Consider the following 15,244-nt stretch of genomic DNA (forward strand, 5'->3'; position numbering starts at 1 on the left):
GGCTTTCGAGCTGGTCAGTCGTCGACGCAGAGGTCGACGAAGTTCCGGAGGATGCGGAGGCCGGTCTCGCCGGACTTCTCGGGGTGGAACTGGGTGCCGAAGACGGTGCCGTCGTCGTTCGCGACGACGCTCGCGAAGTCGTGCCCGTAGTCGGTGGTGGCGACGACGGCGTCGTCGTCGTCGGGTACCGCGTAGTAGGAGTGGACGAAGTACGCGTGTTCGCCGTCTACCCCGTCGACGATGGGGTGGTCGCGCTGGACGTCGAGTTCGTTCCACCCCATGTGCGGCACGGTGAGGTCGGCTGCGAACCGCTCGTTCGTGCCGGGGATGAGGTCGAGGCCTTTCGCGTCGCCCTGCCCGGCTTTCTCGGCTTCCTCGCTCGACGTGAGGAGCATCTGCATCCCGAGACAGATGCCGAACAGGGGCGTGTCCGACTCCGCGACCTCGCGGAGCGTGTCGCGGAACGGCCCGGCGTTCTCCATGCCCTCGCCGAACGCGCCGACGCCCGGGAGGACGACGCCGTCCGCGTTCCGGATGGCGTCGGTGTCGTCCGTGATGGTGACCGTCGCACCGGCGCGCTCGAGGCCGCGCGTGACGCTCCGGAGGTTCCCGAGCCCGTAGTCGACGACGGCGACGTCGGCGACGGCGGCGTCCGTGCGGTCTGCGCTCGCGGACTGCTGGCTCATGGGTCACTCTCGACGCCGCCGAGGCATACGGGTTTCCCATCCGGCCCCATCTGCCGTGACGCTACTGGAGGCGGCGGCGCAGGGGGTCGTCGAACCGCGCGCCTTCGGGGTGCACTCGGGGAATCCACTGGTATCGCGGGCGTCGACCGATGGCATCCAACTCCCTTCGGATTATTTACGTTAGTTTCCAAGGCTATATATTGAACATAGAAGACTTTAATTAACGTCTCTATCCATCGTAGGACGATGCGTCGACGACGCTTCATCGAACTCACCGCGGCGACGGCCCTCGCAGGGTCGGCGTCCGCGAAGGCAGGGCACCAATCCGCATCCACCATCTCGCGACTCCGATTCCACTCGTCGGGCTCGTTCTACCGCGCCGACGGCGGCCCGCTCACCGACGACGCGTACGTCCCCGTGTGGGCCGAGGACACCGCGACCAACGACGACGCCGACTACGACTACGACGCCTTCGAGTACTGGGACTCCCGCCAGATTCCCCTCGTGGCGGTCGACGAGGGCGTCGTCGCGTTCGGTTCGACGCTCGTCGACGACGATTCGCTCACCGGCGAGTACGACAACCTCCAGTTCCTCCTCGACGTCTGGAACGCCGAGGTCGGCTCCGGAACCGTCCTCTGGGACGAATCCAACGGCCAGTACTGGACGCTCGAGAAGTTCAGCGAGTTCGAAGCCGCCGCCGAGAGCGACGGCTTCGACGTCCAGGCAACGCAGAACCTCCACAACGACCTCGCGGACGCCGACGCCGCGGTCGTCACCGCGCCCGGCGAGTACCTCACCGACGGCGAACTCGACGCGCTCGCCGCGTTCGTCGCCGACGGCGGGACGCTGTTCCTCCACGACCAGTCCGACTACAACGACTACGACGCCACCCAGCGACTCGACGAGATCTGCGAGCGCGTGGGGACAGTCTTCCAGTTCAACGACGACCAGGTCTACGACGACGAGCAGAACGCCGGGGCGTCCTACGAGCCGACGACGGACGTCTTCGTCACCGACTTCCCGTACTTCGACGGTGACGGCGGTGACGGCGGCGACGGCGGTGACGGGAACGAGGCGCCGACGGCGAGCGCGAGCGCCGACGACACCACCGTCGCACCCGGGACGAGCGTCGCCTTCGACGGCAGTGGCTCGACGGACGCCGACGGCAGTATCGCGAGCTACGACTGGACGTTCGGCGACGGCGCCACCGCGACCGGCGCGACGCCCACGCACACCTACGACACCGCGGGGAGCTACGACGCGACGCTCACCGTCACCGACGACGACGGCGCGACCGACGACGCCACGGTCAGCATTACGGTCGAGAGCGCGGGCGGCCCGGACACGACAACGGTCACCATCGACGCGCTCAGCGACGGCGACACGTTCGACGTCCAGTTCGACGACGGCTCCACCGAGAGCATCCGCGTGCTCGGCATCGACACCGCCGAGAAAGCGAGCAACCAGGACGCCGAACGCCCCCCGGAGTGGGAGGGCATCGACTCGCTCGACTACCTCGCGACGTGGGGCGACGAGGGCACGCAGTACGCCGAGGACGCGTTCGACGTCGGCGACACCGTCGAGATATTCTACGACGACAACGAGGGCAAGACCGACCCGTTCGGTCGCCTGCTCGCGTACGTCAAGTACGACGCGACCGGCGACGGTTCCCGGGACACCCTCTACAACGAGCAGATAATCGAGGACGGGTACGCTCGCGTGTACGGCTCCAGTCTCGCGAAGCACGACGCGTTCCTCGCGGCGGAGCAGGCCGCGCGCTCGAACGACCTCGGCGTCTGGGCGAACGCGAACCCGGACGCCTCCAGTGAGATCCGGGACGCGAGCGTCGACGAGCTGTTCTTCCCGCAAGCCGCCGCCGTCACGAGTAGCGACGGCTCGCTCTCGTCGAGTCGCGTGCCCGTGACGGACGCGGACGGCGCGAACGCGCTCGTCGGCGTGGACGCCGCGAACAACGTCGCGATGGTCGGCGGCCTCGTCATCGACGAGACCTACGAGGCCGACGAAGGGTACGCGGTCGACACGAGCGACTACGGGAACTTCCCGTTCCTCACGAACCTCGTCGACTCGCTCGCGGCCACCACGGGGAACGTCCTCGTCGACGGCGGCCACGGCCAGTTCGGGTCCGACGCCGCGCTCTCCAGCGAGGACGCCGCGTACTACCAGCGGTACCTCGAAGGCCAGGACCTCGGGTTCGAGCAGCGCAACGACCTCGCGAACGCCGACCTCTCCACGGGTCGTGCGCTCGTCGTCACCACGCCCGCGAGCGGGTTCACGACCGCCGAGGTCGACGCCGTCCAGTCGTTCGCGGCGAACGGCGGCGCCGTCGTCCTCATGGGTGCCGCCAACGGCGACGCGACCGCACTCAACGACCTCGCGAGCGCGCTCGGCACCGACCTCCGCCTCGGCGCCGCGGTCACGGACTACTCGAACAACCTGAACGGCGACGACGCCATCCCCGTCACGTCGAACTTCGACACCACGTTCGACCTGTTCGGGTCCTACAGTTGAGGACTCAATAGCCGGAGTTGTTCGCTCGCGGACTCGCTCTCCGCGGCGGGGCGAACTCCCCGACGGAACGGAGGCGACTTTCGAATCCTCCGTCGAATCCCGCAACTGGTTACCATCCGTCCCGCAGATACCGCAGGACGGTTTAACATGAGAACTGGCCGCCGTCTTATTTTTGTTCTACATAGTTCTACATAGAACGATTAGGAAAACTTAAGGTCATAATCAAGAACTATGAATTGATTCGCAATGGCAAGTCGACGCGATTTCCTCAAGGCGACAGGCACGGCGGGGGCCCTCGGCCTCACGAGCATGGCGGGCTGCATCGGTAGCTTCGGCAGCCAGCCGTACAACGACGGCACGGTCCAGTTCATGATGAGCCCGACCGAGCCCCAGAACTACATGATGAAGCAGTACGGCCCGGTCAAAGAGCACCTCAACAGCGAGCTCGGCGACAAAGCGGACGTCGAACTCCAGTACGCGTCGAACTACTCCGCGGTCCTCCAGGGCCTCGGCTCCGGGTCCGCCGACATCGCCGAGACCGGTCCGTTCGCGGCCGCCCTCGGCGTCAAGGCCGACAAGGCCAACATCGCGCTCCAGCGGAAGGCGTACGGCTCCTGGAAGTACACGAGCGTCATCGTCGTCCGCGAGGACTCCGACATCGAGTCCGTCAGCGACCTCAAGGGCAAGACGATCGCGTTCGCGGACATGACGTCGGCGTCCGGCTCGCTCTACCCCCTCTGGATGCTGAAGGAGGAAGGCCTCAAGGTCGGCGAAGCGCCCTCGAGCGACAACGGCGCGGACTTCACGGGCACGTGGTCCGGGCACGCGGAAGCGTTCAAGACGCTCCAGGACGGCCAGGCCGACGCCGCCGCCGTCGGGAAGTTCATCACGCAGGGTGACGACGGCTACGTCGACGGTGTCCGCCCGATCGCGGACTACATGAAGGACTACAACGAGAACGGCATCCCGCGCGCGCCGATGGTGACGAGCCCCGAGCTCTCCGAGGAGAACAAGAACGCGCTCGTGAACGCGCTCAAGGACGCGCCCGACTCGATGTACCTCGGCGCGAACGGCATGCCGAACTCGGAGACTCCCGAGGACAAGACCGAGGACGACCTCTGGTTCTCGGGCGTCCGTCCCGCGAGCCTCGAGACCTACCAGCCGGTCATCGACGTCGCGAACTCGCTCGGCCTCAGCACCGACCTGCTGGACTCCGCCTGAACGGCGATTCATCGAGTCGAGTTCGAAAGCAACTAACCGTTCTTCACGAATATTTAGTCAATGCCAGCGATTAACGTAGAGAACCTGACAAAACGCTACGGGGATACCGTGGCGCTCGAGGACGCCTCGTTCACCATCCCGGAGGGCGAGTTCGTGGTGCTCCTCGGGCCCTCGGGTGCAGGGAAGTCGACCCTGCTACGCATCCTGAACGGCCTCACCGAGCCGACGGAAGGCGGCGTGTACATGGGCGACCGGAAGCTCAGTGGGCGACGCAGCGACATCGGCATGGTGTTCCAGATGCACTACCTCGTCGAGTCGATGAGCGCGTACAAGAACGCCCTGACGGGCGCACTCAGCCGCGAGGACCTCGTCCGGAGTCTCCTCACGTGGTACGACACGCCCGACAAGGTGAACGCGCTCGAAGCGCTCGACACCGTCGGCTTGCTCGACGAAGCCCAGCAGCGCGCGGGCTCGATGTCCGGCGGGCAGAAACAGCGCGTCGGCATCGCGCGCGCACTCGTCCAGCAACCCGACCTCATGCTCGCGGACGAACCCGTCGCGAGCCTCGACCCGAAGGCCGCGGAGGAAGTGATGGGGTACATGCGTGACGCGGCGAAAGAACGCACCCTCACGACCATCGCGAGCCTCCACCAGGTCGGACTTGCGCGCGAGTTCGGTGAACGCTACATCGGGCTGCGCGACGGCCGCGTCGTCTTCGACGGCGGGAAGGACGACCTGACGATGGACGTCGTCGACGAGATCTACTACGAGGACGACGAGGAGGCCTCGGCGGCCACCCAGGAGGCGATACAATGAGCGAAGAGAGCGCGTCCGTGGAGATGGGCGGGACGCAAGCGGACACGTCCCAGCGCATCAAGGACCGGCTCATGGAGATCGAGCGCGCACAGCGCATCCGCCGGTTCCTCATGCTCGGCCTGGTCGTCGGCGTGCTCGCCGCGACCGGCGCGGGCCTGGCGTACCTCGGGTTCACGCTGGCGGCGGTCGTCCGGCAGTTCCCGGTGTTCCTCGAAAACATGTTCAACTTCGCGACGCCGGACTTCCGGTTCTTCACGCTGTACTCCTCCGAGAACCAACTCGACGGGTGGAGCGGGCTGTTCGGAAGCCTCGCGAACCCGGGGTCGCTCGTCGACGCCGTCATGGGACGCAACGAGGGGACGAGCATCGTCGGCGCGAGCGTCGTCACGATCATCGTCGGCCTCACCGGGACGGTCGTCGGGTTCCCGCTCGCGCTGTTCTTCGGCGTGCTCGGGAGTGAGCGCGTGACGCCGTTCCCGTTCAACTTCCTGTTCCGCGGGACGATGAGCACCATCCGCGCGATCCCCGCGATCGTCTGGGTGCTGTTCTACATCCCCGTGTTCGGGCCGACGCCGCTGTCCGCGATGTTCGCCATCGCGACCGACACCATCGGGAACATGGGTCGGTTGTTCACGGACGAACTCGAGGAGGTCGAGGAGGGCCCCATCGAGGCGATCTCCTCGACGGGCGCGAACCGCTCGCAGGTCATCAGCTTCGGGATGCTCTCGCAGGTGTTCTCGTCGTTCATCGCGTGGGCACTCTACATCACGGAGATCAACGTCCGTATCGCCATCTCGCTGGGTGTCGTCGGCGCGGGTGGCCTCGGCCAGTACATCAAGGGTCAGCTCGCGCAGCTCGCGTTCAGTCGCGCTGCGGCTGGCATCTTCATGGTCATCGTCATCGTCATCAGCGTCGAGCTGTTCTCCTCGCGGCTCCGGTCGCGACTCCGCCCGGAGGAGGACACCGGTGACGGGTTCTTCGCTGCACTGAAGCGGTTGTTCGACGGCGATCGCTGGCTCGGTCGGTCGTAACTCAGAACTCGCCGAGGCGGGACTGCCCGCCGCTTCCTTCTCTCTCGACGCCCGCGAGCGCCGCGGCTTCGGCGATGGCGTCGGTGAACGTATCGCGTTGACTGCGGTCGTAGAGCGTCGCCGCGGGGTGGACGCTCAGGACGACGCGGAACTGGCGGTCGCCGACGCGGACGTCGTGGACGTCGCCGGCTTCGCTCGTGATGGCGACGTCGCGCTCTAAGAGGTGCTGGCTCGGGACCTTCCCGAGGGTCACGACGACGTCGGGGTCGACGGCGTCGAGTTCGCGTTCGAGATGGTCGCGGCAGTTCGCGAGTTCGTCGGTCCTGGGGTCGCGGTTGTCCGGCGGCCGGCAGCGCACGCAGTTCGTGATGCGGACGTCCTCGCGGAGGAGCCCGACGTCGCCGAGTGCGTCGTCGAGGACGTCCCCCGACCGGCCGACGAACGGCTCGCCGCGTTCGTCCTCGTTCGCGCCCGGGGCTTCGCCGACGAAACACAGCGCGGCGTCGTCGGGGCCGACGCCGTTCACGATGCGTGACCGCGAGTCACAGAGTTCCGGGCAGCGCGTGCAGGCGGTGACGGTCGCGCCCTCGAACGCGACCGCGTCGTCGTCGCTCATGTGCACTCCGCGGTGGGGCACGCTCCTAACGGTTTCGCCCCTGGTCGTCGACGCGACCGCGGCCGGCGGACGCGGTTAGTCGCCGCGACGGAGGGCGTCGCCGGCGCGCGCAACCTCGCGGGCGACGCGGACCGGTTCCGGCCGGCCGCTCTCGTGCGTGAACGCGCGGACGACCTCGGCGGCGTGCTCGTCGCCGATACCGACCGCGCGAACGTACACGACGTCGCTGCGCCCCTCGACACTGGCGTCGTCGCGGGCGACGCGGACGGCGCGGCGTGCCGGCAGCGCGTGGTACGCGTCGAGTCGCGCGTCGAGCGCGTCCCCGTCGAACGCGTCCCTGAGCGCCGGTTCGAGGCTCTCGCTCGCCTCGAACGTCACCGCGAGCACCGGCCGGTCCAGTCGCTCGTGGAGCGCGTCGAGGTCGAGGAGGTTGTACCACGCGAGCGCCACACCAGCGACCAGGACGTAGCGCGCGTCCGGTCGCTCGAGGGACTCGACGACGTCACCGACGCCGACGGTGGCGTCGCTCCCACCGACCGTACACTGCCCGAAAGAAACGGATTCGACGGCTCTGTCGCGTCGCGCGACCACGCCCGCGAGGGTGCTCGCGTCGCCGGTGTAGGACTCGGCGACCCCCACCGCGCGCGCCCCTGGCTTCACGTCTCGTCTTTGATGTCCTGCAAGCGATCGAGGAGTTCATCGTTCGATGCCCCGTTCTCGAAGTCGACCTCACCGTCGTGGTCGGTATCACGGCCGTCGACGGTGTCCTCGTCCAGGTCTGTGTCGATTTCCTGCGAGCCCTGCTCGGACTCGTCGTAACTCCCAAAACCCATACGTGTGAAACACTATCGTGCAGGCTCAAAAGCGTCACGGGCGATTCGTCAGTTTCCGAAGGCGTGGCGCGTCAGGCTTTAGTAATCGACCGTCCGTCCGTACTCATGTGACAGTACATACGGTGACGGCGGACGCGGAGACGTTCACGTGCAACGCCTACCTCGTGACGGGCGACGTGACGGCGCTCGTGGACGCCGGCGCGTACGACGGCGTCGTCGACGCGGTCCGCGAGCACGTCGACGACGTCGACGTCGTCTACCTCACGCACCAGCACGGCGATCACGTCGCGCAGTTGGACGCCGTCGTCGACGCGTTCGACCCGGACGTGTACGCGTACGCCGAACACGAGCACCGAACGCACGCGCTCGAGGACGGCGACACCGTCGCCATCGGCGACGAGGACTTCGACGTCGTCTACACGCCCGGGCACGCGAGCGACCACGTCTCCTTCGTCTCCGAGACGACGCTGTACTCGGGTGACGTCGTCGTGCACGACGACGGCGCGTTCGACTACGGGAGCTTCGGGCGCACCGACTACGCGGGCCAGAGCCGCGAGCGCCTCATCGAGAGCATCCGGCACCTCCTCGACCGGTTCCCCGAGACCGTCGAGCACATGTACGCCGGGCACGGGAGCGAGTTCCACGGCGACGTCCGGGACGTCGTCGAGACCGCGCTCGCTCGCGCGGAGAAGCGCGAACCGAAGTACCCCGACGAAGCCTGAGCGAGCGTCGCCACTCGCTGACGGAGCGTCGAACGCGTGAAAGAAGCGGTTTGGAGGACGAACGCCGCGAATCAGGCTGCGCGCGCTTCCTTCGCCTTCGGACGCAGGTTCTTGTACCCGCACTTCCGGCAGCGCTTCGCTTCCTTGGAGTTCCGGGCGTTACATCGCATGCAGATCATCTTCTCGAGGTTCCGCGCTTCTGCTTCCTTGAAACTGGCCATACCGTCCCTCCTTCCCGGTCGCGGTTAAACCTTTCCGAGTTCCGCCGCGAGCCACGCTGAACGCGACGACTGGCGGTGACCGTTCCAGTGCACTCGAACGCGGAACCCCCGGCGTGCGGTCGGTTCGACCGCCTGAGTACAGGGTAACCAAAGCCATTTGCCCGCGCGTCCCCGAGAGACGAGTGATGGTCTCCACGCTGCAGTGGGTGCTGTTCGGGCTCGCAGTCTACTGGCTCGCGGTCATCTACGCTAACCGGAACGGGCTCCTCCCGTCGTTCGTCGGGACGAGCGGTCCGATACTCACCCTCCACACGAAGCGCGGGCGGGCGTTCTTGAACTGGCTCGCCGGCCCGAAGCGGTTCTGGCGTGCGTGGGCGAACGTCGGCGTCGGCATCGCGCTCGTCGTCATGGTCGGGTCTTTCGTCGCGCTCGTGTTCGCCGCATTCAACGTCGTCCAGGACCCCGCCACGCAGACGGTCAGTAACCCGAAGAACTTCCTCGTCATCCCGGGCGTCAACGACTTCCTGCCGCTGTCGGCCGCGCCCGGTATCGTGTTCGGGCTCGCGGTCGGCCTCATCGTCCACGAGGGCGGACACGGCCTCCTCTCTCGCGTCGAGGACATCGAGATCGAGTCCATGGGGCTCGCGCTCCTCGCCATCCTCCCCGTGGGCGCGTTCGTCGAACCGAACGAGAAACAGCGCCGCGACCGGACGCGCGGCGCGCAGACGCGGATGTTCGCCGCGGGCGTCACGAACAACTTCGCGGTCACCGTCGTCGCGTACGCGCTCCTGTTCGGCCCCATCATCGCGTCGCTGTCGGTCGCACCGGGCGCGGCGGTCGCCGGCGCGTTCCCGGGGTCGCCCGCTGCGCAAGCGGACATCGGCGAAGGCGACCGCATCACCGCGTTCGACGGCGCCGTCGTCGAGTCGAACGCGGACGTCTCCGCGATGCTCGCGAACACCACCGCGGAGACCGTCGAGGTCGAGATCGACGGCGAGCGCACCGAGCGCGTGGAACGCACCGTTCTCGTCACGCAGACAGTGCGTGGTGGTCCAGCCGCGGTCGCGCCGGAGGATACGATAACCGCGATCAACGGGACGCCGGTCAGTACCACCGCCGGGTTCTACGACGCCGTCGAGGCGTCACCAGGCCCGGTGAACGCGACCGTCGAACGCGCGAACGGAACGGTGGCGACCACCGAGTTCGTCGCGGGTGCGTACGTCCGCGTGCTCGACGGCGACCCGTTCGCGGCCGGTGGTGCGCCCGCCGGCGAGATGCTCGTCGTCACCGCGGTCGACGGCGAGCGCGTCGTCGACACGCGCGAACTCGTCCGGTACGTCGAGAACCAGGACCCCGGGACGACCGTCTCCATCACCGCGTACCACGACGGCGCTCGCGAGACGTACGAGGTCGAACTCGGCGCGCAGGACGGCGGCGGCTTCCTCGGCGTCCAGCCCGTGTTCGGGACGACCGGGCTCGTCGTCACGGACTTCGGCGTGCAACTGTACCCCGCGGAGAACTACCTCGGCGCGCTCGGCGGCGGCGGCCCCGGCGACGCCGGGCTCGTCCAGTGGTTCTTCGGGACGATGATCGGGACGCTCATCCTCCCGTTCGCGAGCGCGTTCGGCGCGTTCAACCTCCCGTTGAACTTCGCTGGCTTCCAGGGCTCGATCACGAACTTCTACGTCGCGAGCGGCGGCCCGCTCTCCTTCCTCGGCGCCGACGCGGTGTTCGTGCTCGCGAACCTCGCGTTCTGGACCGGGTGGATCAACGTCCAGCTCGGGTTCTTCAACTGCATCCCCGCGTTCCCGCTCGACGGCGGCCACATCCTCCGCACGAGCACGGAAGCCATCATCTCGCGGCTCCCCATCGACCCGAAACGCCGGCACGTCCGGTACGTCACGACGAGCGTCGGCGTCACGATGCTCGTCTGCCTGCTCGCGATGGTCGTCGTCCCCAGCCTCCTCTGACCGCCCGGCGTCCCCTTTCTTCGACGACCGCACTCCGGCCGGTCAGCGCCGCGTTCGCGCGAGGAGCGTGACGCCGATGACCGCGACGAGTGCGGCCACGAGCCCGAACCCGGGCATCCCGGTCGCGTCCGTCGACGACCCGGTTCCGGTAGCGCTAGCGGTCTCGTTTCCGGCGGTCGTCGCCGCGGTAGTCGGGTCGACCGTCTCCGTCTCGGTCGGCGTCGTGGTGGCGTCTGTGGTATCGCGGTATCGGACGTCCATCTCGAACGTGGCGTTCGCGTCGCCGGCGACGACGCGGTAGCGAGCGGTCCCCGTGTCGTTGCGGGCGCGCAGGGAGAACGTCACCACCTCGGTCGCGTCGGCCGCGACGTCGACTGCTTTCGTCGAGACGTTCTCGCCGTCGCGGACCAGGCGAACGGTCGTCGACGCCGCGCTCTCGCCGGCGTTCTCGACGGTGACCGCGACCCCGAAGTCGTCGCCGGTGGCTAGTGCGGTCGGTGCGTCCACGGCAGCGATGTCGACCGCGGGCGACTCGTCCGCGTTCGCGTCCGTCATCGCGGCCGCGACGTCCACCTCGACGTCGTCGGTGTCGTTCCCGGCGTACAGCGACAGCGCGTACGTGCCGTTCACGGCGGCACCGTCGGTGTCGCCGTCGGGTCGTCGTCGGGTCGCGTCGACGAGCGTCGTCCCGTTGCCGGCGGCGAGCGCGCTGTCGACGGTCTGGGTCGCGCTCGTGTTCCAGCGGAGGACGGCGCGGCCGTCGTCGTCGGGGTCGGCGAGCGTCGCGACGAACGACACCGGCTCGTTCCCGCTCCCGAGCACGACGGTCGCGCGGTCAGCGCACCGGTCGATGCCGACCGGGATGCGGACCACGCCATCGTTCGACGACCGGAGCGCTTTCTCCGTGAAGTAGACGTCGGCGATAGCCGGCGCCTCGACGGTCACGGTCGCGTTCGCCGTCGCGGACGCGTCCACCGGCGTGAACGCGAGCGTGTGGTTCCCGGCGCCAGTGCAGCGGAAGTCCGCGGTCAGTTCCGCGTTCGAGGAGACGTCGTAGATGAGGACCGCGTCGGCGGTGCCGTCGTCGTCCGTATCGACCGTCTTCCCCGCCTCGAGGACGCGACGGAGCGTGGACCCGTTCAGGTCCGGGCTCGTGACGGCGAGGCCGTACCCGGCTCGGTTCGACCGGATGGAGACGTTCGTCGTCGTCGCCGCCGCCGAACCGTGGTCCCGGAGGACGGACGCGTTCAGCGAGGCGTCGAGGGTCTGCGCGCGAAGCCGGAACGAGACGGTTCGCGCGGTGCCATCGGCGACGAGCCGGTACCGGCCGGGGTCGGCGTTGGCGGTGTGCACGCGGACGGTGTCGTCGTCGACGGGGATCTCGGAGACGAACACCCACGAACCGTCCCGCTCCTGCTGGAGTTCCGCGGTGTCCACGTTCCACCGCTCGTCGACGAGCGTCTGACCCATCCAGTACGTGCCGCCGTCCTCGAGGGCTTCGTCCGGATCGTTCGTCGAGGTCTCGGTCGTCGTCGAATCGTCGACCGTCGTCGCCGCCGTCGTCGGCGCGCGAAGCCGGAACGAGACGGTTCGCGCGGTGCCGTCGGCGACGAGCCGGTACCGGCCGGGGTCGGCGCCGTCAGTAGAGACGGTGACGGTGCCGTCGGTCACGGACAACTGCGCGACGAACGCCCAGGCGTCGTCCGTCCGGTACTGGAGTTCGACCGTGCTCACGCTCCACGAGTCCGATACGAGGACCTGGCCAGGCTGGTACTCGCCGCCCGCGACGAGCGTCGTCCCGGACGTGCTCGTCGTGGGTTCGGCCGTCGTCGTCGACTCGTCGACCGTCGTCTCGGTCGTTCCCGCGCGGAGCCGGAACGAGACGGTTCGATCGGTGTCGTCGGCCGCGAGCCGGTATCGGCCCGGGTCGAGGCCGTCCGTCTTCACGCGAACGCGGCCGTCGGTCACGGACAACTGCGCGACGAACGCCCACGAGTCGTCCTCGCGATACTGGAGCTCCACGGCGTCCACGTCCCAGGAATCGGAGACGAGCGTCTGGCCGACGCGGTACTCGCCGCCGTCTTCGAGCGTCTCGTCCGGACCGACCGTCGTCGCGTCGTTCGCTGTCGAACCGTCCGTCGCCACGCCCATCGAGGTCGCCGCGCCAAGCGGTGCGAGCACCGCCAGGCCGACGACCGCGATGACAAGTAGCGTCTGCAGTCGATTGGAGGGCATCGATCCTGACGTACTAACCTACTGATAAAAAATATTGCCATACTATGACAGGACCGTGCTCCCCCGTCGGGGCGCCACCCTCGTCGGTCGCTACTCGTCGTCGCGGTCGACGCCGTGGGCGTCGTAGAACTCGTCGGGCGTCGCGTCCACGCGCTCGAAGTCACCGAAGTAGTGGTCGTGGTGACGGATCATCTGCTCGACGATCCACGCCGAGAAGTCCTCGTCGAAGTGCCACTCGCCGTCGAGCGCCGGCACCTCGAACCGGTCGTCGCACGAGAACGCGACGTAGACGTGATAGAACCCGAGGATGACGTCCGCGAACTCCTTGGCCTTCCTCGCGGACTCCTCGCGTCGGCGGTCGAGTTCGAGCACGCCGTCGTCCGTGAGCTCGAAGTACTTCCGGTCGGGCTCGTCCTCGCGCTCGATTCGCTGCGCCCATCCCTCGTCCTCGAACTTGTACAGTATCGGGTACACCGACCCGTACGAGGGCTCCCAGTGGCCGCCGCTGATGTCCGTTATCTCCTTGAGTATCTCGTACCCGTACCGTGGTTTCTCCGCGAGGAGTTCCAGGACGATGTACGCGATGAGCCCCTTCGGCGGGCCGCTCTTACGCATCTTGTCCTTATCTTCCGTGGCGGTCGTGAAAGGGTTTCGATACTCGGAGTCCGTTGCCGCTGTCGGTCGTTCGCTCGCCGTCGTCCCCGACCCGAGACCGACACGGCCTTCTGGCCGCCCGCCGAACGCGCGAGCATGGAGCAACGCGAACCGCCGCTCACGGCGGAAGGGTCGTACGTACTGCACGACTTCCGGACGGTGGACTGGGACGCCTGGCGGGAGGCGCCCGAGCACGAGCGCGAGCGCGCGCTCGAGGCGGGCGAGGACTTCCTCGTGCACCGCGAGCACGCCGCTCGAAGCGAGGGTGGCGAGTCCGCGTGCTACTCGGTGATGGGTCACAAGGCGGACCTCCTCTTCCTGCACTTGCGGCCGACGATGGCGGACCTCGACCGCATCGAGCGGTCGTTCGAGGACACCGCGCTCGCCGCGTTCACCGAACGCGCGACGAGCTACGTCTCCGTCACGGAGGCGTCGGGGTACGGCGAGCAGACCCGCGAGTACCTCGCCGGCGAGACCGACGAGGACGCCGCCATCGGCGACTACATCGACGACCGACTCCACCCGGAGATACCCGATAGCGAGTTCGTGTCGTTCTACCCGATGAGCAAGCGCCGTCAGCCCGAGCAGAACTGGTACGACACGCCGTACGACGAGCGCGCCGAGCACATCATGCGTCACGCGGACATCGGCCGGGACTACGCGGGGAAGGTCGACCAGATGATCTGCTCGTCCGTCGGCATGGACGCTCACGAGTGGGGGATCACGCTCTGGGCGGACGACCTCTCGAACGTGAAGGACCTCCTGAACGAGATGCGGTTCGACCCGTCGACGTCGCAGTTCGCTGACTTCGGTGACTTCCTCGTCGGCCGGAAGTTCCCGCCCGCGGACCTCCCCGCGTTCTTCGCCGGCGAGGACATCCCCGTCCCCGAGGGGGAGCGCGACGCCGCGGACGCCGAAGGCGGCCACCACGACCACGGTCACGGTGACGACGACGGCCACCATCACGGCGACGACGGTGGGCATCACCACGGCGAGGGTGACCACCACCACGGCGACGACGACGGCCACCACCACGGCGACGACGCGGAGCGCGCGCACGGCGACGACGCTGGCGGGCCGCCCGCGGACGTCCGCGACGAACTCGAAGCGGAGGGCGTCTACGGCGGGCAGCCCCACGGCGAGGACGTGTACGCGGTCGTCCTCTACTCGGACGCGGACGTCGACGAACTCTACGAGGAGATGGATGGCCTGCGCGGGAACTTCGAGCACTACGACCGCCACGTGAAGACCGCGGTCTACGAGAACCCCGACGGGCCGCACGCCGTCGCGAGCGTGTGGGAGGCCCAGGAGGCCGCCGACACCGCGAGCGGGTTCCTCACCGACCTCCCCGGTATCGTCCGGCAGGCCGGCGACGACGCCGACGCCGACACGTGGGGGACGATGGGGATGTTCTACACGACCAAGCCCGAGAAACGCGAGGACTTCGTCGACAAGTTCGAGACCGTCGGCGGCGTCCTCGCGGACATGGACGGGCACGTGAAGACGGACCTCCTCGCGAACGTCGAGGACGAGAACGACATGTTCATCGCGTCGCGCTGGCAGTCCCGCGGCGACGCGATGGCGTTCTTCCGCTCGGACGCTTTCAGCGACACCGTCGACTGGGGCCGGGACGTCCTCGCGGACCGCCCGCGGCACGTCTTTCTGGCGTGAACTGACTGGTCGCAGGAGCATACGGCGGCCTCCAGGCCG

General features: G+C 68.0%; 14 protein-coding genes. 7 read left to right on the forward strand and 7 right to left on the reverse strand.

Annotation, left to right across the window (positions count from 1 at the left end):
• Window positions 1-14: 14 nt before the first annotated feature.
• On the reverse strand, window positions 15-686 hold the full coding sequence (gene hisH, locus ACZ48X_RS15445; RefSeq protein WP_336348856.1) for an imidazole glycerol phosphate synthase subunit HisH: 672 nt from the start codon (window positions 684-686) through the stop codon (window positions 15-17).
• Between the two features lie 246 nt (window positions 687-932).
• Here hisH and ACZ48X_RS15450 point away from each other — a divergent pair, with 246 nt between their 5' ends.
• The 4 genes from ACZ48X_RS15450 to ACZ48X_RS15465 all read left to right on the forward strand — a co-directional run bounded on the left by ACZ48X_RS15450 (window position 933) and on the right by ACZ48X_RS15465 (window position 6,283).
• Window positions 933-3,215 carry a DUF4350 domain-containing protein gene (locus ACZ48X_RS15450; RefSeq protein WP_336348855.1) on the forward strand — a complete coding sequence of 761 codons (2,283 nt, stop codon included), beginning with the start codon at window positions 933-935 and terminating at the stop codon, window positions 3,213-3,215.
• 246 nt (window positions 3,216-3,461) lie between these two features.
• Window positions 3,462-4,436, forward strand: a complete 975-nt coding sequence (locus ACZ48X_RS15455) for a substrate-binding domain-containing protein (protein WP_336348854.1) — start codon at window positions 3,462-3,464, stop codon at window positions 4,434-4,436.
• Window positions 4,437-4,496: 60 nt separating this feature from the next.
• Entirely contained in the window at window positions 4,497-5,252 is a 756-nt protein-coding gene (locus ACZ48X_RS15460; protein WP_336348853.1) for a phosphonate ABC transporter ATP-binding protein, read from the forward strand.
• Window positions 5,249-6,283, forward strand: coding sequence for a PhnE/PtxC family ABC transporter permease (locus tag ACZ48X_RS15465; protein ID WP_336348852.1), 1,035 nt, complete (start codon window positions 5,249-5,251; stop codon window positions 6,281-6,283). Before ACZ48X_RS15460 ends, ACZ48X_RS15465 begins: the two co-directional genes overlap by 4 nt.
• Window position 6,284: 1 nt before the next feature.
• Here ACZ48X_RS15465 and ACZ48X_RS15470 read toward each other — a convergent pair whose 3' ends face one another.
• The 3 genes from ACZ48X_RS15470 to ACZ48X_RS15480 all read right to left on the reverse strand — a co-directional run bounded on the left by ACZ48X_RS15470 (window position 6,285) and on the right by ACZ48X_RS15480 (window position 7,732).
• Complete coding sequence (locus ACZ48X_RS15470; protein WP_336348851.1) at window positions 6,285-6,899, reverse strand: uracil-DNA glycosylase; 615 nt, start codon at window positions 6,897-6,899, stop codon at window positions 6,285-6,287.
• Window positions 6,900-6,974: 75 nt separating this feature from the next.
• Window positions 6,975-7,559: an endonuclease dU gene (locus tag ACZ48X_RS15475; RefSeq protein ID WP_336348850.1), complete on the reverse strand. Its 585-nt coding sequence runs from the start codon at window positions 7,557-7,559 to the stop codon at window positions 6,975-6,977.
• On the reverse strand, window positions 7,556-7,732 hold the full coding sequence (locus ACZ48X_RS15480; protein ID WP_227132143.1) for a DUF5786 family protein: 177 nt from the start codon (window positions 7,730-7,732) through the stop codon (window positions 7,556-7,558). The genes ACZ48X_RS15475 and ACZ48X_RS15480 overlap by 4 nt, the downstream gene beginning before the upstream one ends.
• A gap of 107 nt (window positions 7,733-7,839) precedes the next feature.
• On the opposite strand from ACZ48X_RS15480, the gene ACZ48X_RS15485 reads away from it, so the two are divergent.
• Complete coding sequence (locus ACZ48X_RS15485) at window positions 7,840-8,454, forward strand: MBL fold metallo-hydrolase (RefSeq protein ID WP_336348849.1); 615 nt, start codon at window positions 7,840-7,842, stop codon at window positions 8,452-8,454.
• Between the two features lie 71 nt (window positions 8,455-8,525).
• Here the strand turns inward: ACZ48X_RS15485 and ACZ48X_RS15490 are convergent, their stop codons facing one another.
• Entirely contained in the window at window positions 8,526-8,675 is a 150-nt protein-coding gene (locus ACZ48X_RS15490; protein WP_227132140.1) for a 50S ribosomal protein L40e, read from the reverse strand.
• A 185-nt stretch (window positions 8,676-8,860) separates the two neighbouring features.
• Between ACZ48X_RS15490 and ACZ48X_RS15495 the strand changes: the two genes are divergently transcribed.
• Complete coding sequence (locus ACZ48X_RS15495; protein WP_336348848.1) at window positions 8,861-10,645, forward strand: site-2 protease family protein; 1,785 nt, start codon at window positions 8,861-8,863, stop codon at window positions 10,643-10,645.
• 42 nt (window positions 10,646-10,687) lie between these two features.
• Here ACZ48X_RS15495 and ACZ48X_RS15500 read toward each other — a convergent pair whose 3' ends face one another.
• Together ACZ48X_RS15500 and ACZ48X_RS15505 are read right to left on the reverse strand one after the other, a co-directional pair.
• A complete protein-coding gene (locus ACZ48X_RS15500) occupies window positions 10,688-12,880 on the reverse strand; it encodes a CARDB domain-containing protein (RefSeq protein WP_336348847.1) in 2,193 nt (730 codons plus the stop codon).
• A 90-nt stretch (window positions 12,881-12,970) separates the two neighbouring features.
• On the reverse strand, window positions 12,971-13,495 hold the full coding sequence (locus tag ACZ48X_RS15505; RefSeq protein ID WP_336348846.1) for a PadR family transcriptional regulator: 525 nt from the start codon (window positions 13,493-13,495) through the stop codon (window positions 12,971-12,973).
• A 135-nt stretch (window positions 13,496-13,630) separates the two neighbouring features.
• Between ACZ48X_RS15505 and ACZ48X_RS15510 the strand changes: the two genes are divergently transcribed.
• Complete coding sequence (locus tag ACZ48X_RS15510) at window positions 13,631-15,205, forward strand: heme-binding protein (protein WP_336348845.1); 1,575 nt, start codon at window positions 13,631-13,633, stop codon at window positions 15,203-15,205.
• The last annotated feature ends 39 nt before the right edge of the window (window positions 15,206-15,244 follow it).

The sequence above is a fragment of the Halorubellus litoreus genome (assembly GCF_055378595.1).

Excerpts from the sequence above, each read along its gene's own strand:
- ACZ48X_RS15480 (WP_227132143.1), bottom strand. The coding sequence starts at position 7,732 with ATGGGTTTTGGGAGTTACGACGAGTCCGAGCAGGGCTCGCAGGAAATC.
- ACZ48X_RS15495 (WP_336348848.1), top strand. The coding sequence starts at position 8,861 with ATGGTCTCCACGCTGCAGTGGGTGCTGTTCGGGCTCGCAGTCTACTGG.
- ACZ48X_RS15490 (WP_227132140.1), bottom strand. The coding sequence starts at position 8,675 with ATGGCCAGTTTCAAGGAAGCAGAAGCGCGGAACCTCGAGAAGATGATC.
- hisH (WP_336348856.1), bottom strand. The coding sequence starts at position 686 with ATGAGCCAGCAGTCCGCGAGCGCAGACCGCACGGACGCCGCCGTCGCC.
- ACZ48X_RS15455 (WP_336348854.1), top strand. The coding sequence starts at position 3,462 with ATGGCAAGTCGACGCGATTTCCTCAAGGCGACAGGCACGGCGGGGGCC.
- ACZ48X_RS15470 (WP_336348851.1), bottom strand. The coding sequence starts at position 6,899 with ATGAGCGACGACGACGCGGTCGCGTTCGAGGGCGCGACCGTCACCGCC.
- ACZ48X_RS15510 (WP_336348845.1), top strand. The coding sequence starts at position 13,631 with ATGGAGCAACGCGAACCGCCGCTCACGGCGGAAGGGTCGTACGTACTG.
- ACZ48X_RS15460 (WP_336348853.1), top strand. The coding sequence starts at position 4,497 with ATGCCAGCGATTAACGTAGAGAACCTGACAAAACGCTACGGGGATACC.
- ACZ48X_RS15450 (WP_336348855.1), top strand. The coding sequence starts at position 933 with ATGCGTCGACGACGCTTCATCGAACTCACCGCGGCGACGGCCCTCGCA.
- ACZ48X_RS15500 (WP_336348847.1), bottom strand. The coding sequence starts at position 12,880 with ATGCCCTCCAATCGACTGCAGACGCTACTTGTCATCGCGGTCGTCGGC.
- ACZ48X_RS15505 (WP_336348846.1), bottom strand. The coding sequence starts at position 13,495 with ATGCGTAAGAGCGGCCCGCCGAAGGGGCTCATCGCGTACATCGTCCTG.
- ACZ48X_RS15465 (WP_336348852.1), top strand. The coding sequence starts at position 5,249 with ATGAGCGAAGAGAGCGCGTCCGTGGAGATGGGCGGGACGCAAGCGGAC.